This window comes from Winogradskya humida (assembly GCF_016862215.1).
Lineage (GTDB): Bacteria > Actinomycetota > Actinomycetes > Mycobacteriales > Micromonosporaceae > Actinoplanes > Actinoplanes humidus.
Window position 1 is genome coordinate 1 of record NZ_BOMN01000155.1, and the last position, 14,686, is coordinate 14,686.

The 14,686-nt window shown below is 64.2% G+C and carries 18 protein-coding genes; 13 read left to right on the forward strand and 5 right to left on the reverse strand.

The features are described from left to right. The coding region (locus tag Ahu01nite_RS51980; protein ID WP_438874883.1) for an MmyB family transcriptional regulator at nucleotides 1-478 on the forward strand (478 nt) is incomplete at its 5' end. A 726-nt stretch (nucleotides 479-1,204) separates the two neighbouring features. Here Ahu01nite_RS51980 and Ahu01nite_RS49410 read toward each other — a convergent pair. Next, nucleotides 1,205-1,477, reverse strand: coding sequence for a hypothetical protein (locus tag Ahu01nite_RS49410; RefSeq protein WP_203843735.1), 273 nt, complete (start codon nucleotides 1,475-1,477; stop codon nucleotides 1,205-1,207). A gap of 1,328 nt (nucleotides 1,478-2,805) precedes the next feature. On the opposite strand from Ahu01nite_RS49410, the gene Ahu01nite_RS49415 reads away from it, so the two are divergent. From Ahu01nite_RS49415 to Ahu01nite_RS49440, 6 genes are all read left to right on the forward strand, one after another. Then, on the forward strand, nucleotides 2,806-3,315 hold the full coding sequence (locus Ahu01nite_RS49415) for a hypothetical protein (protein WP_203843736.1): 510 nt from the start codon (nucleotides 2,806-2,808) through the stop codon (nucleotides 3,313-3,315). 73 nt (nucleotides 3,316-3,388) lie between these two features. Further along, the gene (locus tag Ahu01nite_RS49420; protein WP_203843737.1) at nucleotides 3,389-3,946 is read left to right on the forward strand and encodes a hypothetical protein; all 558 of its coding nucleotides are present in this window, start codon (nucleotides 3,389-3,391) and stop codon (nucleotides 3,944-3,946) included. Further along, nucleotides 3,943-4,326 carry an S-adenosylmethionine decarboxylase gene (locus Ahu01nite_RS49425; protein WP_203843738.1) on the forward strand — a complete coding sequence of 128 codons (384 nt, stop codon included), beginning with the start codon at nucleotides 3,943-3,945 and terminating at the stop codon, nucleotides 4,324-4,326. Before Ahu01nite_RS49420 ends, Ahu01nite_RS49425 begins: the two co-directional genes overlap by 4 nt. A 121-nt stretch (nucleotides 4,327-4,447) precedes the next feature. Beyond that, entirely contained in the window at nucleotides 4,448-4,666 is a 219-nt protein-coding gene (locus Ahu01nite_RS49430) for a DUF397 domain-containing protein (protein ID WP_203843739.1), read from the forward strand. A 278-nt stretch (nucleotides 4,667-4,944) separates the two neighbouring features. Then, a complete protein-coding gene (locus Ahu01nite_RS49435) occupies nucleotides 4,945-5,136 on the forward strand; it encodes a hypothetical protein (protein ID WP_203843740.1) in 192 nt (63 codons plus the stop codon). Nucleotides 5,137-5,640: 504 nt separating this feature from the next. Beyond that, complete coding sequence (locus Ahu01nite_RS49440; RefSeq protein ID WP_203843741.1) at nucleotides 5,641-6,408, forward strand: hypothetical protein; 768 nt, start codon at nucleotides 5,641-5,643, stop codon at nucleotides 6,406-6,408. Between the two features lie 410 nt (nucleotides 6,409-6,818). Here Ahu01nite_RS49440 and Ahu01nite_RS49445 read toward each other — a convergent pair whose 3' ends face one another. Both Ahu01nite_RS49445 and Ahu01nite_RS49450 read right to left on the reverse strand, forming a co-directional pair. After that, nucleotides 6,819-7,154, reverse strand: coding sequence for a hypothetical protein (locus tag Ahu01nite_RS49445; protein WP_203843742.1), 336 nt, complete (start codon nucleotides 7,152-7,154; stop codon nucleotides 6,819-6,821). Nucleotides 7,155-7,521: 367 nt separating this feature from the next. Continuing rightward, nucleotides 7,522-7,875, reverse strand: coding sequence for a tyrosine-type recombinase/integrase (locus Ahu01nite_RS49450; protein WP_239159793.1), 354 nt, complete (start codon nucleotides 7,873-7,875; stop codon nucleotides 7,522-7,524). Nucleotides 7,876-8,501: 626 nt separating this feature from the next. Between Ahu01nite_RS49450 and Ahu01nite_RS49455 the strand changes: the two genes are divergently transcribed. Genes Ahu01nite_RS49455 through Ahu01nite_RS49475 form a run of 5 tightly spaced genes read left to right on the forward strand, consistent with a single transcriptional unit; the run spans nucleotide 8,502 to nucleotide 11,124 of the window. Continuing rightward, nucleotides 8,502-8,927, forward strand: coding sequence for a YbaB/EbfC family nucleoid-associated protein (locus Ahu01nite_RS49455; protein WP_203843743.1), 426 nt, complete (start codon nucleotides 8,502-8,504; stop codon nucleotides 8,925-8,927). A 3-nt stretch (nucleotides 8,928-8,930) separates the two neighbouring features. After that, a complete protein-coding gene (locus Ahu01nite_RS49460) occupies nucleotides 8,931-9,242 on the forward strand; it encodes a type VII secretion target (protein ID WP_203843744.1) in 312 nt (103 codons plus the stop codon). A 9-nt stretch (nucleotides 9,243-9,251) separates the two neighbouring features. Continuing rightward, on the forward strand, nucleotides 9,252-9,959 hold the full coding sequence (locus tag Ahu01nite_RS49465; protein ID WP_203843745.1) for a WXG100 family type VII secretion target: 708 nt from the start codon (nucleotides 9,252-9,254) through the stop codon (nucleotides 9,957-9,959). A 4-nt stretch (nucleotides 9,960-9,963) separates the two neighbouring features. Further along, a complete protein-coding gene (locus Ahu01nite_RS49470; protein WP_203843746.1) occupies nucleotides 9,964-10,650 on the forward strand; it encodes a hypothetical protein in 687 nt (228 codons plus the stop codon). 12 nt (nucleotides 10,651-10,662) lie between these two features. Then, nucleotides 10,663-11,124, forward strand: coding sequence for a hypothetical protein (locus tag Ahu01nite_RS49475; RefSeq protein WP_203843747.1), 462 nt, complete (start codon nucleotides 10,663-10,665; stop codon nucleotides 11,122-11,124). Between the two features lie 498 nt (nucleotides 11,125-11,622). Here Ahu01nite_RS49475 and Ahu01nite_RS49480 read toward each other — a convergent pair whose 3' ends face one another. Next, nucleotides 11,623-12,126, reverse strand: coding sequence for a hypothetical protein (locus Ahu01nite_RS49480; protein WP_203843748.1), 504 nt, complete (start codon nucleotides 12,124-12,126; stop codon nucleotides 11,623-11,625). Between the two features lie 415 nt (nucleotides 12,127-12,541). Between Ahu01nite_RS49480 and Ahu01nite_RS49485 the strand changes: the two genes are divergently transcribed. Continuing rightward, on the forward strand, nucleotides 12,542-13,480 hold the full coding sequence (locus Ahu01nite_RS49485; protein WP_203843749.1) for a hypothetical protein: 939 nt from the start codon (nucleotides 12,542-12,544) through the stop codon (nucleotides 13,478-13,480). 617 nt (nucleotides 13,481-14,097) lie between these two features. Here the strand turns inward: Ahu01nite_RS49485 and Ahu01nite_RS49490 are convergent. Beyond that, nucleotides 14,098-14,664, reverse strand: coding sequence for an SUKH-4 family immunity protein (locus Ahu01nite_RS49490; protein WP_203843750.1), 567 nt, complete (start codon nucleotides 14,662-14,664; stop codon nucleotides 14,098-14,100). Nucleotides 14,665-14,686 lie beyond the last annotated feature (22 nt).

Sequence of the window (14,686 nt, forward strand, 5' to 3'; positions counted from 1 at the left end):
GAGTGGCGAGTCACTCCAACTCTTTCTTGATGCGCACACGTGGCCCGCCTATATCTCTAATCATATCTGGGAAATAGTCGCATTCAACGATCGCATGCATCAATGGTTTCCCTGGATCCGCCACGGAGAAAACTTAATGCAGTGGATCTTTACACCCGAAGCACGCACTCGACTTCACGACTGGGAGGTTGACTGGGCGCCTCGTGCTGTTGCGGCCATGCGCGTGGAGCGAGCGCGGACCCCCAACGACCAAAGGCTCAATAGAACAATTGCCAGCATCCTTGATCGCGATCCTGACGCGAGGCGGCTTTGGGGGGAGTCTATAACCTATGTGCCGCCTGATGGTGACCGGCGGTCACTTATCTTGCCCCACTGTGGGGGAGTTCGGGAGATCGAACTCGTTACGTTGTTACCGGCTCGCGATCCAAGTAGCCGTGTCATGATGCTCATGCCTATTGGCGCGGCTGTTTCAACATGATCAGGGAAGCCGACGAAGGTGAATGGCTTACACGTGTTGCGTGCCGGCCTATCGAGTGGCGTCGGTGACGTCGGCCTCGATCCGTCGGATCGTCGGCCGCCTGAACATTCCGACGCCGCCCGGTAAGGGCGTCGGCGCCAGCCGGCCGTCGCCGCTCGATCACGCCCTCCGTCCCGCGAGCCGTTCATAGGTGGTTTTCGCTTGGGCTGTCGCCGAGCGAGTTTTCGGCATAGCTTGGGCTTGCTCGTTGGCGGCATCAGTCAAAGCCCGAACAGTCCGGGGGTCGAAACGCGTACCCCCATGCCACGACGGAACTTCCGTCCTTCACCACATGGTGCACTTGCCGTATAGGGCTTCAGTGTGAGCATCCGCCGGGTTCGAGTGTTGAGAACCTGAGCGAATACTTTCCCGCATCCTTGAGCATCGGTTCCTGCTGGTGCTTTGATGCGCACCGTTGGATCAGTCGTGGCACCGGGTGGCAGGCTCGTGCGACGGAGACCGAGGCGTGGCGGCTTTGCGACGCGCAGCGTCCCTGAGCATCCACGATTCCCGGAAATCGATTGACAAATCCTGCCAGTTGAACCACGTCGGAGCCTGCTCTTTGGCGGGCGACGATGAGGCGAGTGTCGCGGTAGGTCTGTTGCCCAAACGGCGAGCCCTGTCCACCCGCCACACGTTACCGCTGAGCGTCAGGGTTCATCGCCCTTCGCCAGCCCCCATCGCCTTTCAGCGCGACCTCGTCGCCAGGACGACCTTGCCGTCCGGGCGCTCACGGAGCTCGTGACCGCGGGCAGCATCCTGGAAGCCGCGAAGGTCCGGCACGTCGAGGGGTGCACCGAAGTTCTGGAACAGGTGCGACCAGGCTTGCGCCCGGGTGCACTCGCCGCTGGACGAGCAGTTCATGGCGTTGCTGCGGCTGGTGTATTGGCTGCATCCGGCGGTGCAGGTGAGCGCGCTGACGCAGGCCGCCGGGTTCGCCCACCCGAGGGAGATGACCACGGCGATCGGGCCGGTACCGACGGGGATCGCGTGCCGTGGTGGGGCGGCTATTCAACGCGTTGGTCCCGCCAAACCGTTCTGGCTAAGGTCGTTTGGTAACGGCCAAGATTGCCTTACGCGGATCAAGAGTTCCCGGCGGAGGAGGAACGTGACACAGATCGACGCCGCACCCAGGAGGTAGCGCCCCACGCCAACGCCCCGGCGAAGACGAGATTGCCACGAGCATGGTCGGTGTGGGCGAGGCGGCTGATTCCTTCGCAGTTCGTTTGTGCTTGCTCGATCTGTTCGCGGGGCGTGGTTGCCGCTGCCGGCGAGCGCTGCAGCCGTATGGACAGTAGGACCGACAGGGCTGTGCTGGCGGCCAAAGTGGGCCGGTTGATTACCCGTTCGGCGCGGTCAGGGATTGGTTGGTGGGCTTCACCGGACGCGGAAGCCACCGAGCATCACCGGTGCCCTGCCGGCGTTCCCGCTTGACGATGGTTTGCCGAGTGACCTTGCGACCGCAGCGATCAGGGTAGTGCCTACGGTGGGGTCGGGATTTGCCGGTCCGCGCCGCTTTCTACAGACGAACGTCCTGGTAGCAGCGGCCGTGGTGCGGTCAGGCTGGAAGCGGCCAGTGCTGATGTACGGCAGGCCGGACCAGACCGACGTAACGGAACTGGCCGCCTGCCCTCAGAGGCGACTCCGGCACCAATCAGGTGCCCCAGCCTCCGTGGCGGAGAAGACTTCGAAGGCCGCCTCCCATTGCAAGGGCAAGCAGCCGCCTCCGGATTCTGCCGGAGGCGGCTGCCCGGGGATTGCCCTATGGGCTGCCCACCAGCCTAAACCTGAGTCCGCGAGATGGCACAGGGGACCGGAAGCACAGTTCACTCTCAGCTGATCCAGGCGACCTCCTGCACTGTGCTCGCCGGCAGCGACGTCGTGCTGTGTGGCCTCCTAAGTGACTTTGGGTGCTCCCCGAACCACGCCATCTTTTGTCCCGTGAGCTCGGTGACCACTAGTAGGTGCGTTACCTCGCGGAAGCCCCCACCGGTCAGGGGCACCGATTGTGACAGGGGATAGACGTTTCTGGCGTGACGGACCCGCGTCTGCGATGAGCACTCACAACGATGTCTTCCTTCGTCTGTCATCAGCCCCCATCCTCCCTCGTCATCTATTTGCGCGACGGCTCACCCGGCATCGTCATCTGAGAACAGAAGCAACCGGCATGGCTCGCAGGCGGAACAGCAAGCACGATGAAAACGCGATGGCATAATCGTGTGCTTTCGAAAAAAGAAACCACATGACAGCGTTTCGCAGGGCTTCGTGGCGAAATAAAAGATGTGGTCGTGTATATCCGCGTGATCCGCCATGGGCCTCGGCCGGTTGCCACCGATGTTTCCGGAAGGACAGCCATGACCAAGAGCCTTGCTCGCCTAACCGCGGTGGCCTCCGCAGCGCTCAGTCTCGCATTCACCGCGACCTCACCGGCGTTGGCCAGTGCCGAGAAATGTAACAACGATTTCTTCGCTAGCTGCGTGTCGGTAAACGGTACCAATCTGCACGTCAACTGGATCAAGAGCCGCGTCGGACTGTATGCCAAAACATGCCGGTACGGCCACAGCCAGGTGTTGATCAACAACCGGCACTACGCCGACTCCAACGGCGGCCGGGACAAGGACTACTGCTCCAACAACTACTTCGGCCAAACGGTCACCACCGGCACCTGGAATGTCGCCCGCAACTACACCAAGGGCACCAAGATCTGCAGCAAGTTCTGGTGGCGCAGCGGCGCCACCGGTTCCGGCACGGTCAACGGCTACCAGAGCTTCGGAACCGCCTGCGCCACCGTCGGCTGATCTCCGCCGCCACACGTAGCGACCCCCGTCCTACCCCATTTCCTTCCTGACTCCCACTTCCGTGAGGTGACCCATGACCATCACTGCTCTACGGTCAAACCCGACGGTGCCCGACATCGACGAGGCATGGGCCTTGTACACCGATCTTTTCGCCGAGGTCAACACTGCGGCAGCCCAACGACATCTGATGACCCCCGACGAGTTCGCCACCGTCTTCCACGATCCGCGGATCCTTAAGTTCTATGCCCGCGATCAGGCGGGGAAGCTCGCCGGGATGGCGGTACTGACCCAGTATCTCGAGGCATGGCCGCTGATTTCGCCGCCGTTCTTCGCCCGGCGCTGGCCCGAGCATTTTCGCCGCCGGGCAATCTGGTACGTCGGGTTCGTCGGCATGATGCCCCGCCACCTCCACGGCTTCCGGGAGCTGGTGCGGGACATGTACGCCCACATCAGCAGCAACAACGGCATCGCTGTGGCGGACTTCTGTACCCACAACGTCACCCGGCGGCGGCTGCCGGCGATCACCTTGAAACTGCTCGCCGGGATCAACCCGGACACCACTATGCAGACCGCCGACACACAGAGCTTCGTCGCCTACGACTTCGACCCGGCCAACGGTGATGCCCGATGAAAAGTTTGCATCAACCGGCAGAAGGCGACTTCATCTTTGGCCTCGAACTCATCATGGACATCCACAACTGCGACCCCGCCGTCATCACCGACGCCGACGCGCTCCGACGCTTCACCGCCGGGCTCGTCGAACGGATCAAGATGCAGGCCTACGGCGAGACGTGGCTGCACCACTTCGGCCACGCCAGCGCCCTCACGGCCGGCTTCACTGCATTCCAGGCGATCGAGACCAGCTCAATCATCGTGCACGTCAGCGAAGGCCCCCGCCGGGTACACGCCAACATCTTCAGCTGCCGGCTGTTCGACTGCGAGGACGCCATGAAATTCACGGAGGAGTTCTTCGGCGGCACCGACACCACCTACACCATCCTGTCCCGCTGACCGACGCGATACGCCCCGACTAACATCAACGCGCCCCGACAACAAGTCGTTTGCGGCGAAGAAACCCTGCTCATTGTTGATAAGCATCAACGTACTCAACCCGTATCAGGAGATGAATGCCATGAATACGGATATCCGGCTGGCCGGCGCCGTCTGGAAGAAGAGCTCCCGCAGCAACGGCAACGGCGGCAACAACTGCGTGCAAGTCGCCGTCCTCGAATACGAGGTAGCCGTGCGAGACAGCAAACACCCCGACGGCCCAGTGCTGCTTTTCACCCACCCGGAGTGGACGGCCTTCCTGGGCGGTGTCACCGGCGGCGAGTTCACTATCGAGCAGTGACCTGCCACCGGTGACAGCAAGTCGCTCAGGCGACCACCGTGACACGCCGGTCAGCGGCGCGATCACCGGCACCACTTGCCTGCGCCGGCAACATAGCCTTCACCTGCAGCCCGGACGCGACCGCCCGGTCGGCATCGCCGCGGTGAGGGAGCCCCGTACCCCGAGGGCGACGGCGTCGGCGACCTGACCTATCCCTGGTGTGCTTCTGCGCAGGCCGAACCCGCAACGCTCACCCGGCACCCGCAAGACAAAGCCGTCGACACCGTCACAACGCCGTCATGACATGCGTCGTGGCACTCGTCCTCGGCCACCGTCAGATCATCACCGCCCAGCACGGCGACATCGACGCCCAAATCACGGCCCGGTCGCCCAGCAGCGAAGGTAGCGACGTCGCGGACGACTTGTTCGCACTCAGACCGGTCACCTGGCCAGCCACCATCGCTGAACCCCGATCAACGTCGGCGATCTGAACTACCAGCCGCTCCAACTGTACGGATGAGGCCCTGCGTATCGATCCCGGTCGTAACGGCCTCGTCACCGCCGCGGCCGTGGCGGCCCGGCCCGGCTGCACCCTGCTCGCGACCGCCAACCGGAGCGGCGACCGCACCCAGCACCCGGACCGTAGGCGTGACACCTCGTCCCCCAGGCCCTGTCCACCCATCCCGCCACGGCGGTCCAAGACACCCTCCTGTTGACCAGCCGCGACGCCACTCAGAAGCAGGACATCACCGACCACGGCCCCGCAACGCCGCACACCCGCCGCCCGACGCCGACCAAAGCCCAACCAGCGGCACTCCCGTCAAGCCTTTCAATCTGATCGCACGTACCGCCACCACACAATCCGTCGCCCGCCGCTGACGCCGGACCCCAGCGGTTCGCCTACCGCGATCAACTCCGGAAGTCCATCAACTGCTCGCAACACCCGTCGCTTCGAACGCCCCCGTTTTCACCTCTCGCAGATCTTGGAGAACCTGATGAGCCCCACTCGCACGCTCCGCTACGGCCTGCTCGCCGTCCTCATCGGCGCTACCGCACTCGCAGGCTGCACCCGCCACGACACTGCCCCCGTCACCACGCCCGGCAGCAGCCCGGCTCCGCCGGCATCGGAGCTCCTAGCCGACGCCGCACGAGATCTGAAACAGACCAGCTTCGCCATGACACTGACCATCGGCCTGAGCCAAGGCACAGGCACGCTCACCGGCACCATCGACCCGGTCAAGAAGGTCGGCGCCTTCACCGCGACCACCACCGGGCGCGGCGACGACAGCACCATCACCGAGTGGCGGATGCTCGGCACCACCCTGTACGCCAAATCCACCACCAACGGCGTGGCCACCAACACCACCAAGCCGTGGCGACGGCTGAACGGTGAAGCCGCCAACGGCCTGGCGAAGGCATTCGATGCCGCCAATATGGCCCAGGCGCTGACCAAGGCCACCGCCGTCCGGCGCTCCGACAACACTCACTTCGCCGGCACCCTCGACAGCGCCACCGCCAGCTCCGCCTTCGGCCTGAGCGCACCCACCACCGACAGTCAGACCGGCGCCAGCAAGCTGACCACCGCCTTCATCGCGTTCACCGCCGACACCGACGATCGGTACCGCCTGATCGGCTACCGCGCCACCGTGCGCACCAGCACCGGACAGAGCCGTAAGGCGTCCCTCGCCTTCTCCGAGTTTGGCATCACGGTCTTGGTCCAGGCGCCTCCGCCGAGCCAGATCGCTGGCAGCACCATCAGCTGACGTCTCCCCGAACCTGATCGCGGCCCGCACCCGATGGGACAGGCAGTGCTTGATCGAAAAGCCTCACTTGAGCATGCGCGACCGCTGCTGAGAAGCCATGGAGCGCACCCCGGACCTTCCTGACGTCAACGACTTCATCGATCACCCCGACCGTCTCGCAGATTCGGCATGCAGCGAATCCTGCACGTCACGGCTCACCGCGCACCGGACTGTCAGCCTCGACAGAAGTAGCTTAGGCATACATCACGGCAATCACTCGCCGTCACCCCGGCACCTTCATAGACGACCTCGAAGTCTGGCGCGGTGCTCTACCCGAATTCGACGACGAGATCATGAACACCAAGTACGCCCGCTTGAGCGGTACCGAGCGTTGGTGTCGAGGTGCGCGTTGAGTTCGGCGACGAGATGAGCTACGCCCGCTTCCGCCAGTGCAACTGACCGGCCAGAACCATCAACTCGAAGGCAAGATTCCGGGCGGCAAACACATGAGAATCACCGCCGGCCAGAACCGACACGACCCCGCAACGCCGGCAATACCAGGCCCGCCGCCACAGATACATCGCGCGATCTACCACCTCGGCGCGCCGCGAACTCCGACGACGCCACCACACCAACAGCGCCGCGTACGCCGTCAGCATCAGCGTCAAGAAGCCGGTGGCCACCGATGTCCCGAACTGGCCATGCTCGCTGATCGTCACCTGCACCGCTCCCAAATCCAGCACAGCTCCGGCAACCAGCACCGCCACCGGCAGAGCCAAGGACCCCGGCCGCTGCGGCGGAGCTAACGCGGCAGCAACCGCGCCAACGCTTGTCGCCTGCGCGTGAACCGGCATACCGAGCCCATACAGCCCAGCAATCTGCCCACGAACAACCGTCGAGGCTCGGCCCTCACGGACGGCCGCCGGCACCCGGACAACCTGATCCGGCAGCGTGCACCGCAGGCACTCCGCAGGCCCGTCGACCTGACGTCCTGCCGCGCCAGCTCCAGGGTCCTCGGTTGCCTGCTCCGAGATCCGCGGACCTTGCAATCCTGCAGACCTTCCACTGGCATCCATACGTTCTTCCCTCCTCGTGCTCTCGGCCGTGCGTCCACCAAACGCGGGTCGACCCCACCTACGCGGCGAGCGGTAGGCCATCGACGTACGCCGACACACTCTTCTTGGCCTTGTTCTTCCGCAGCTTCTCCTGCTCACCTGGCAACCGCCGGTCCAACGCTTTCAGTAGCCGCACATCACCGCTAGCGATCCGGTGGCCGTAAACGTCGATTGTCGTCTTGATCGAAGCGTGACCCAACCACAGCTGGATCATGTAGAAATCCGCCCCTGCTGCCAGCAGCAACGCAACGTGGGTGTGCGGTAGATCGTGGAACCGTGGCCGCTTTTGCAGCCGCGTCGAGTAACTGCACGTCGATACTGACATTGCCGTCCCCGGCTCAAGCTTCGCACCGTTGCCGGTCTTGTACGGCACCGGCGGGCGCTCAGCGCACCGCTAGGCCATTTGTGGCGCTTGATATGCGCGTTTTGATTTTTGCGGTGAGCGGCGCGGATTCCAAACACTTGACGCAATGACCTAAAACCCAGGTTCCTAGGACGCTTTACACGTTGTGTCCACCGCGGAGCTGCGAGGAGATCATTTCTGCCGTGGCTGACAACGACACCACTTCGAGGCGAAACCTCTGCTAACCCCTGTCCGGCTTTGCCACTCGTGTCCGGTGGGGCCGATACGGGCTTGGAGCTGGGCGTGTTCGGCGAGTAGGTAGAGCAGGTGGCGTCGTCGATGAGTCCGATCGGTTTGCCGGACACGAATTCGTATGAGGTGGGTCCGAAGCCAACTGGTGGTGACGAGGATGCCGGCCGTCAAACCGTGGGGCACGCACTGTCGTGTCTGCCGTCGGTTTGTGCCTCGGCAAAGCTGGAAGATCCTGCTGGCTACCCGCGGCGGTCATTGTTGACCTTGCGAACCAACCGCGGATGTCGACGTCCTTCTCCTCTTGGCTTTGGTGACGACCGGACTTCAGGTGCGCAGAGGTGCCCCCTACGTATCGAGCAACGTTGTTAAGCTCCCGCGAGCTACCCGAACGCGAGGAGGGGTTGATGGCGGCCGAGGGTGCCGACTGGAGTGCTGTGCTCGACCCCGACAGCGCGATGGACGAGTTGCAGGCGTGGAAAGGCCGTGTCGACCGGATGGCCACCGACACGCATGCCATGAACGTGCAGCTCGAGCGGTTGCGGACCTCGGCGCGGGACGGCAACGATCTAGTCGAGGTCACGATCGACAGTTCCGGTGTCCTTCACGGCGTGGAGTTCACCGCGCGTATCCAGCGGACGGCACCGGAGACCGTGTCGGCTGCGGTGATGGAGGCCCTCAGCCGGGCGCGTGCCACGGCGGCCGCGCAGGCGGGCAGGATTGTCGAGCAGACCGTGGGCACGGCCTCGCCGGCAGGGCGGATGATCGCCGATCAAGTAGCGCAACGCCTCGCACCGTACGACCCGGACCCCGTCGAAGGCCGGGGGAGGTAGGCGATGGCCGAAGGGTTTGCGGTAGACCCCAGCCAGCTCCATTCGCATGCGGCACGTCTGGATGCGTTGCGCGGCCGCTTCGGTGCGGTCACGTCCGCCAGCGGGTTCATCGCGCAGGACGCCGCCGCGTACGGGCTGCTGTGCGGCTGGATCTCCGACATCATGGAAGGCCGGCATCGCCGCCAGGACGAGCTCGTCGCCTACGCCGATGAAAACCTGTCCCTGCTCGCGGACGCCCTGCGCGCCACCGCGAAAGAGTATGAGGAAACCGACTCCGGCACCGCCGAAAACGTCAGCCGTGCGGGTGGCATGTGACCGGCGGGTATGGGCGTGGCTGACGACTCCCTGATCGCCGATGAGGTCTCGACCCGCCACGCCTGGACAGGTGCGTCGATCGCGGACAACGTTCAGGGTCTCTACGACGCGATCGACCGCGGCACCTGGGTGGACCAAGCCCTCGCGGGGGGATCGCTGGCGATCGATGTTGCCTCGTCCGCGCTGGACCCGTTCAGTGCGCTGCTCGCCAACGGGCTCGGCTGGGCTATGGAGTATTTCGATCCGCTGCGGGAGATGCTCGACAAACTCGCCGGGATTCCCGACCGGGTGGCGCAGCACGCCGCGACGTGGAGCAACATGGCCGGCGAGCTGCAAGCTATTGCCCAGGACATGCAGGCTGCCGTGTCAGCCGATATCGGTGACTGGATCGGGGCCGGCGCTGACGCCTACATCGCGATGGCAGCCGGGAACATCGACGGCATCAGTGGTCTCGCCGCTGCCGCCGCGGCGATGGCCAGCGCCACCCAGGCCGCGGGGAACCTGGTCGAGTTCACCCGCAACATCGTCCGGGATCTGATCGCTGACCTGGTCGCCCGGGTCATCGTCTGGGCCGCGGAGGCCCTCGCGATCGTCACCATCCCGATCGTCGCCGAGCAGATCGTTGTGGCCGTCGTGAAATGGTCCGCCCGGATCCTCATGTACACGACTGCTCTGGTCACCAGCCTGACCAACCTCACCCGGCTGCTCAACGGGTAACGCGATGCCACGAACACCACACTCCCACGGCAGCAGCAGCAGCCATGGCGGCGACGAGGGCGGATCCACGCCCGGCCGGCACACCGGCGGCGGGTCCACCGTTCATCCGGCGAGCAGCGTCAACGACGTACACCAGATGTCCGCCGACGCCCTGCAAGCGAACCGTCCCGGCGGCGGCGGAGGGCAACCACAGCGTGCCCTGACGGCCCGGCCGACACCGAAGGCCCTGACCCCGGGCACCACGACCATGACCCTGCAAGAGATCCGGCGTGCCCGCGGCGGGCCGAGCCGCGGCGAGGTCGGCGAACAGTACGGCCGGGAAATGTACGGCGGCGGTCCCGAACGCCACTTCCCGGTGACCCCGAACTCCGACCCGGACTTCCCCGTCACCCGTCCCGGCGGCCGCAAGGTCGACGTGCCCGTCGACCTGCCGGGCGGCCGGGTCCTCGCGGTGGAGATCAAGCACTACCGGGACTGGAAGACCGTCACCGCGGCCAGCGGCGAGAAACGCGCGACACCGGCGGAGGTGCCCCTGGACGCGCACACCCGCGAGGAGGTCAACAAGGACGTCGCGAAACGCAAGGAGGACCCGAACTACGATCCACGATGGGTGTTTCTGCAGGCCGGTCCCAGTCCGCAGCTGCGCCAGCACCTGATGGACGCTGGTATCATTTTCGTGGAGCACGGGTAGGGAGAACCGCACGTGACAGACCCCGAACGTATCGATGCCGCCCGCGAAACCCTGCCGGCGTGGACCACCGATCACCGTGACAACTACGACGCGGTCGTCGACGTGACCAAAGCACCGTTCGGTGACGCCGAACGCGACCCGATCACGGTCATTCCCTATCTGCAGCGCTACGTCGACCAGATGCCGCTGGCGGAGTTCGAAGAGTCCGACTGGGTCACGCTGCAAAACGACATTGTGTCGTTCCTGGCCCGTCTCGAAGCGGTGCAACGCCACGCCACCTGGCAGGTCCGCGAAGCACCCAACACGCCGCGCGGCTACCGCTACGTCCTGGTCGCCGCCGACGCCAGCGACACCGTTCATTTCGTTGACCCGTACGAGGTCGTCGCGATCGAATTCCAGCAACCTGAGATCGATGTGGTCCGCATGATCGCCACCATCGAAGAGACCCTCGCCGCACCCGACACCGCCTGGTAGCAGGGCACCTCAAGCCCCTGCACGACCTTGTTCGACTCCAGCCTGCGCAAACCCGCCAAGGCCCCGCCATAGGCCGCCCGAATCGAGGTCCTCGCCGACGCAGCCAAAACCGGCGGCCGGCTCACCCTCGTAGTTGTCCCCGGTGACGCAATGGGCCTGGCCCGAAGCTGTGCCGTTCACGATCAACGATTGGCGCGGCTCGGAGCAAGCTGCACGATGACACCTCGGCGACCGAGGACCACTGACCGGGTCTCTCATCTACGGCGTCATGCGGCCCGCCGGCTCCGATAACGGCCTTGGCTCGAGGTCCAGCCGTCGGCGGAGCCTCTGAGCCTGCGAACGGCCGGATCCCCTGCCGCAATACCTCCCGGAGCCGATGCATGAATCGTCGTCTTGCAGATGCCGGAGCTGTAGCAGCCACCACCTGGCCTGCAGCGTGAACGCCAGCGCGGGATCGTCGAGGCCGCCGCGACGCAGAACGTCGGCGCTACCCATCGTCTACTCGAGTTGGTCAGGATCGAAGCGGGACTCGGCGATGCCCCGACGCCGGAAGAACGCCCCCATTGCGGGGGAGTAAGGCCCCTCCACGAAGAAGAGGCCGTACCGCTGCTCCAGTTCGTTCCAGGCGTCGTCGAACAGGCTGGTGCCGCGTTCATAGGGGTGCAGCCACACCCACTTGAGGACCCAGCCGTCATTTTCAGACTCGAGGCCTGCAACGCCGGCAATGATTGGGAACGTCGCAGAGAACTTCTTGGACATGATCAGTGCGGCCTCGGAGTCAGGGTCATGAGGATCGAACGGTGCACTGTCAAAACCGAGTTCTCGCCGGAACTGCATACCGATCTGTTCCGCGGTGGCGCGTTGCTGGTCTGTCACCGCCCGGATCAGCAGGCCGGAGGTCGGCGTGAACTCGCCCAGCAGAGGGAACATGTGCATGTCGAAGCGGGGAGGCGTGCCGAAGTGCTGCAGTTCGGCCCGGTGCGCGTTTAACAAGTCATCCATGACTCTCGTTGTACAGGATATGCGCGCGACCTCGAGTGGTAGGAACCAGGTCGAGTGCCCGGGACCGCCCCACAGCCGGTGCCCGGACCCGCCGAGCCGGTACCGGCGGGCAGCCGCGCCGAGGCTGGTCCTTCGCCCCGGTCGCACTCCTGCCCGACACCCGAAGGGGTGAATCTGTCGACCGCGATCGGGGCTATCCACGACGGCACAGGCGGTCCGACCTTCGAGACACCATGCCGCCTGGCACTCCACCTGGTCCCTTGCAGCGCTGCACAAGCGACAGCCAAACATGCCGGCACTCGGATGTCGGAACCGTCGGCAGACACCAAGGTGCACCTAGACGTACGCGGGAACACCGGTCGGGCGGACTTCGTCGGACAGCCAACGGCCTCGTTAGGCGGCTTATGCTGCCGTCATGGGCGAACGACGGCGTCGGTTCACGATCACCGCTGAAGTGACTGTTGATGTCACCGACGTGGACACCTTACGGAAGGCGGCACTCGACCGGGTCGCTGAGGCCGGATTCGTCGCTCACGGCGACCGTAGCGTCGATCAGACCAAGGCCGCCGAACACGATGCCGTGCGAGACAACGTAACGGCTGCCCTGGACTGGGTCACCGATCCGGATGCGATCGTCCAAGGCGGGGTGGGTGCTGACGTGATCGGCTCGACCACGTCGATCACTGAGGCCGAACGTGCAGACTCGAGCGCGGGCGACGCCGATGGTGAACTGATGCCCGACTTCGCCGCGTTATTCCCTGCCTGCGTGTGCGGGGCAGACGACTGCGAAAACTGCTCCGGTTTCCAACTGACACCCCGGTCAGCCGCGATCCTGTGGGGGGTGGCGCAACTGCACGCCGACTTCGCGTACGAAGACGTCCAACAGCACGGAGACGCCCCGGTCACCGAACCACATGACGACTGGGTAGCCTTCGCTGACTACCCGCGGATCACCTGGGCTCAAGACGCGGTATGGTGGCGCCAGGCCGCCCGCGCCTTCGACGACCTTGCCGCTGGCCAACCACCCCTGGCAACCTGCCCGGGTGAGGAAATGGCCATGCACCTGATGCTGCGTTCCGCAGACGGAGCCGCGGCAGACGGCTGGGGTGTACCACAGGATGAACTCGCCCTGCTGCCCGCTCATGACGACGACTACAATTGGGATCTTGCGGTCGACGTGCTGCTGCAGGACGAAGACATTCTGCATCTGTTCGACAGACAGCTGGACGGCATCGAAGACCCGGAGTCGGAAGAGAACAAACGCTTCCGCATCGGCGACTACCGGCCCGAGGCCTGGTTCCGTCCCTTCCAGAACGCGACCCCACGCGACGCCCGGCGCCCCTTCCGCCGATAGCCAAGCCCTATGACGCAGGTCTGCTCCGGGTCTCGCTTCTTCTCGCTCGGTGAGACACCCCGGCGTTTGCATGCCCATCGATTGGCAAAGACCACCAGCCCGCCGAGGTAGGCGAGCTTGTCGGCGCTTGTCAGAAGAGCATTGAACCCGTATTGCCGCACCAGTAAGACCCCTGCGGCCATCCGGTCGCCGCCGTCGCGGAAACGCTTTTCTTTTGATCGATTACGAACTCACGGTCGGATGACCTTCGCCAGCGATCCCGATGCTTCAAATCTGATCGGCTCGATCCCAAGCCAGTCTGGCCTGCCTTTAGATGCTCGAGCGCTGTTACGGAAGCAATTCGTTTATTAAGCAAGCGCATCTTTGTGCAGCCGCCGACCGTGCTACTGCTGGCCCCAATCTCCAATATTGACGAGCCTCGCATCGGTTCACACTTTCAGCCAACAGTGTCAGGAAAATCTATTTGTCCTGTGTCGGATTCGGCTTCTACGCTGTTGCCTATGCGTACACCGGTGCAGCCGCCGGCCGGCTGGATCTCGACAATCTGCCCGAATATTAAAGATCGTCGTCAGTATGTCGTGGCTCGGCCGGACGTGTCTAGTTCTCTTCACTCGACGCTACCAATCGAGGACCATGCCACGCCACCACGAATACCGCTCTTTGTCCGCTAATGCCTCGTCAATGTCGGGCAATCGCGCCAAATACAACTCAGCAGCCTCGAAAAAAGAGTCGCGATAGCCTAGTTTCGAGAGAAGCGGGCGTACTGCCTGCCAGCGCCAGGAAAGATCAACGAAACCAGTGACTGAAGAATTTACCATAAATATCCTGGGGTCGGCTGACTGATTGGCCTGCTCCGGCTTTTGGATCGCCCATACCTCGCCCGACGGCGCCATTGCTGCGAGCGTCCACCCTGAGTCAGTCCCAAGCCGGTAGCCTTGGCGTCCGGAAACAGACACCTCAGGGTCCGCTGATTCCTGCACTGCTCCCTGAAAATGCACCCCCTCAGGGTCATCTTGCCCGATCGGAATTCCGAACGAGACCAGGGAATCCCTGCCGTCACTGCGAATGTCCCACTGGCCCACTACGTTAGAATCACCCCTTGACGCTGCCGACTCACCGACAATTTCATCGAGGGTTGCCGCGAGGACGCGACGCACACCTTGCACTACTTCGATATCGCTCACGGCATCCTCCGCGCCATCAATT

Coding starts and splice junctions, on each gene's coding strand:
- Ahu01nite_RS49430 (WP_203843739.1), top strand. CDS start 4,448: ATGAATACGGATATCCGGCTGGCCGGCGCCGTCTGGAAGAAGAGCTCC.
- Ahu01nite_RS49485 (WP_203843749.1), top strand. CDS start 12,542: ATGGGCGAACGACGGCGTCGGTTCACGATCACCGCTGAAGTGACTGTT.
- Ahu01nite_RS49435 (WP_203843740.1), top strand. CDS start 4,945: ATGACATGCGTCGTGGCACTCGTCCTCGGCCACCGTCAGATCATCACC.
- Ahu01nite_RS49420 (WP_203843737.1), top strand. CDS start 3,389: ATGACCATCACTGCTCTACGGTCAAACCCGACGGTGCCCGACATCGAC.
- Ahu01nite_RS49460 (WP_203843744.1), top strand. CDS start 8,931: ATGGCCGAAGGGTTTGCGGTAGACCCCAGCCAGCTCCATTCGCATGCG.
- Ahu01nite_RS49425 (WP_203843738.1), top strand. CDS start 3,943: ATGAAAAGTTTGCATCAACCGGCAGAAGGCGACTTCATCTTTGGCCTC.
- Ahu01nite_RS49470 (WP_203843746.1), top strand. CDS start 9,964: ATGCCACGAACACCACACTCCCACGGCAGCAGCAGCAGCCATGGCGGC.
- Ahu01nite_RS49465 (WP_203843745.1), top strand. CDS start 9,252: ATGGGCGTGGCTGACGACTCCCTGATCGCCGATGAGGTCTCGACCCGC.
- Ahu01nite_RS49480 (WP_203843748.1), bottom strand. CDS start 12,126: ATGGATGACTTGTTAAACGCGCACCGGGCCGAACTGCAGCACTTCGGC.
- Ahu01nite_RS49455 (WP_203843743.1), top strand. CDS start 8,502: ATGGCGGCCGAGGGTGCCGACTGGAGTGCTGTGCTCGACCCCGACAGC.
- Ahu01nite_RS49440 (WP_203843741.1), top strand. CDS start 5,641: ATGAGCCCCACTCGCACGCTCCGCTACGGCCTGCTCGCCGTCCTCATC.